The sequence below is a fragment of the Novosphingobium malaysiense genome, from assembly GCF_000802225.1.
In the GTDB taxonomy this organism is placed as follows: Bacteria; Pseudomonadota; Alphaproteobacteria; order Sphingomonadales; family Sphingomonadaceae; genus Novosphingobium; species Novosphingobium malaysiense.
Map to the genome: position 1 here is coordinate 1 of NZ_JTDI01000055.1, position 282 is coordinate 282.

Annotated in this window: 1 pseudogene; it reads right to left on the minus strand. The window is 58.9% G+C overall.

Annotated elements, in window-relative coordinates:
• Positions 1-262 (minus strand): annotated as a pseudogene (locus LK12_RS23480) (cyclohexanone monooxygenase); the annotation flags it as partial.
• Positions 263-282 lie beyond the last annotated feature (20 nt).

Genomic DNA, 282 nt, shown 5'->3' on the forward strand with positions numbered 1-282 from the left:
CGCGGTTGTAAGCTTCGAAGTAACCGTGATCGAGCGGCGGGCGCTTCGCGAACAGGGGATAGTCATCAAAGCTGGGCGCAAGGATTTCCGCAATTTCCGGATCGTTCACCCGCTCTTTCATCTTGGCGACGATGAACTCGGAGGCCATTCGGTTCGCCTCGGGGTTGGTGAGCAGATCGTCGAACGTCTCGAAAACCCAGCGGAAGCTGCCTGTCCAGTTCTCTTCGAAAATGCGCTGCCGTTCCTCAGGCGGCGTGTCCACGGCATTGCGTCCTACCGGAC